The sequence below is a fragment of the Paenibacillus koleovorans NBRC 103111 genome, from assembly GCF_004000845.1.
Classification (GTDB): Bacteria; Bacillota; Bacilli; order Paenibacillales; family NBRC-103111; genus Paenibacillus_AA; species Paenibacillus_AA koleovorans.
In genome coordinates, this window is the sequence record NZ_BIMA01000231.1 from 1 (window position 1) to 2,263 (window position 2,263).

Below are 2,263 nucleotides of genomic sequence, written 5' to 3' on the forward strand. Positions count from 1 at the left end.
AATTCTGCGTCGTACGACATCAATGACAGATAGAATTAACAAAGAGCCTTCTTATGATGTGTACAAAGAGATTTGGTATTTTCAGTTTTTGGAGGACTCAAGACGGATACATACGTATAACAAAGTTCAACAATGTCAAAAAATAGTAGTTAATTTCTCAACTTTCGCAGAGTAAAAACCAGCTTGGCAGTACGTGTAGCTTGGATGTGAAAGCAATTCAATCGTGGATTTGAAGAAAACGGAAAAAACCTCTGCGTCTGGTAAAAAGAGAGTGTCGAAGTCTACACTACCACACAGAAGAGGTATCTTCTCTAGGATAGAACAACAACGGTCACGAGATCAGCTACCCAAAGAAATCAAGCCGGCATTTCTCGAACTAAACGTACTTAAATACTTAAATGGCGCAGGTTTCAAGAAGAAATTTGGAACACCTGTGCCTATTTCTTTCGCGTTGTTTTCATCCTTTTGTTTCACCAGAAGAACTGGTTTCGGCTACTCGAGCGCAGCAAAGGCGAGTCTTTCCTGGTAAAGATGCGGTCAGGCAGATGATCCTGACTGAACTTGCTCCTGGAATTCCCGTAAGAGTCGTATTCGTACATCATCGTTCCACGAAAAATGAGTGGCTCACCATACTCTTGACGGATCTCGCTTTAACCGTTCCTGATATCATTCGAATCTACCGTATGCGTTGGGAGATCGAAGTCTTCTTTAAGTGCGCCAAGTCCCTGTGGGCTTATGAAAAAGAGGACGATCTGCAAATCGTTCATGGACACGCGAGAGGAAGCCGCGGTCGACGATGCCGCCGAAACGCGATATCGTCTGTTGAAGGACCCCCAATTCGTAGGTGGCGTCTATCTCAAAACGCCGAATCGGATCGTAGCGCTGGGGATCGTGCTGGTGATGGCGCTGCTGCTGTACGGGATACTGAAGTACCGCATCCGCCAACAGTTGGATCAACAAGAGAAGCCCTTCGAGTCCCGGGCCGAAGCCGGGATTACAAGCCAACGGGTCAAGTGTTGTTCCTGATGCTGCAACAAATAAAAGTGTTGCTGATCCAATACGAGGACCGAAGGGAACGCGTGCTGACGGACAATGCAGATGACCTGGCCCGTCGGGTCGTGGAAGTGGCGTGATATGACATGTCGATTTACACCGCGAGTCCTGTCGAAATGACAAGCTACTAAGCCAATCCCGCCTCACGCCTCCTTTGATTGTCGAAAGAAGGGAGTTGCAGTCGAACACAGTCGCCCCATGGATTGGCTGCCGATATGGATTCGTTTGACCCACAAGAACGACTACCTATTCCTCACTTTTGGGTTACCGGACATGCGAAATGTAGGATATAATGATGCGGCTAGGTTTAATTTTAATAATAGAAATGATGATTTAGTTCCTGGAAATGTAGCTTCTAATTTTGGATTTAATTACTCGGAAAACGTGGTCTTTCTGAGGCTACAGTTTTGGACAAAGCAAGAGGAGCAGTTGACGCTAGCTACTGCATCTAATATTGTAATTGTCGATCCATGGAATGGAGTAACTACTACACTAGATAAAGCACTGCATTATAATAAAGTGCCCGTTGTAAGTTGGAGAATGTATACCCCATAACATGAGGTGATTAGAATGAGGATATTCGGAACAATTATACTATTAATGCTTGTATTCGTTACTTCATCGTGCGCAAATAATAAGAGGGATAAAGTAACTAATTATTCAACTTTGAATATACCCCAGACAACCAGTCTGTCATCTAGTTCAAGCCCAAGCCCAAACTCAACCCCAAGTCCAAGTCCAAGCCAAGCAAGTATAAACTTGGATACAATTGAAGCAGTGAGGCTTAGAAATGTAGCCTTTGAACATTATGTTAATGTTAAACAAGGTGGCAGTATATGCCTGAATAATGAGTTAAATACACCTGTTAATAACGAAGGATACTATTATTTTTGTAGTGATCTCGATAGTATCGACAAGCTCGAGCTATATTTGAACAAAGTGTTTATTGAACAAGTTACCAAACAAATATTAGAATCTTTGAATGTAAAGAAAATAAACAACAAGTTAGCCTATCAACAAGCTGATGGAGGATCAATGAATGATTGGGCAAAAGCTACTGTGAAATTAATAAATAAAGAAAAAAACACTTGCTCTTATGAATTTTTAGTGCCTACTGCAGATGGTGCAAAGAGTCAGATTATATTAGTAAATTACATATACATTGAGAACGCTGGATGGCGAGTTGGAACAACGCCAGGGAAATTAAAAT

General features: G+C 42.3%; 2 protein-coding genes and 1 pseudogene. All 3 read left to right on the forward strand.

Features of this window, described 5'->3' with window-relative positions:
* Positions 1-316 precede the first annotated feature (316 nt).
* A pseudogene (locus tag PKO02S_RS34130) lies at positions 317-551 on the forward strand (IS4 family transposase); the annotation flags it as partial.
* A 184-nt stretch (positions 552-735) separates the two neighbouring features.
* A complete protein-coding gene (locus PKO02S_RS32730) occupies positions 736-1,026 on the forward strand; it encodes a hypothetical protein (protein WP_164821825.1) in 291 nt (96 codons plus the stop codon).
* A 597-nt stretch (positions 1,027-1,623) separates the two neighbouring features.
* The coding region (locus PKO02S_RS31880; protein ID WP_218033994.1) for a DL-endopeptidase inhibitor IseA family protein at positions 1,624-2,263 on the forward strand (640 nt) is incomplete at its 3' end.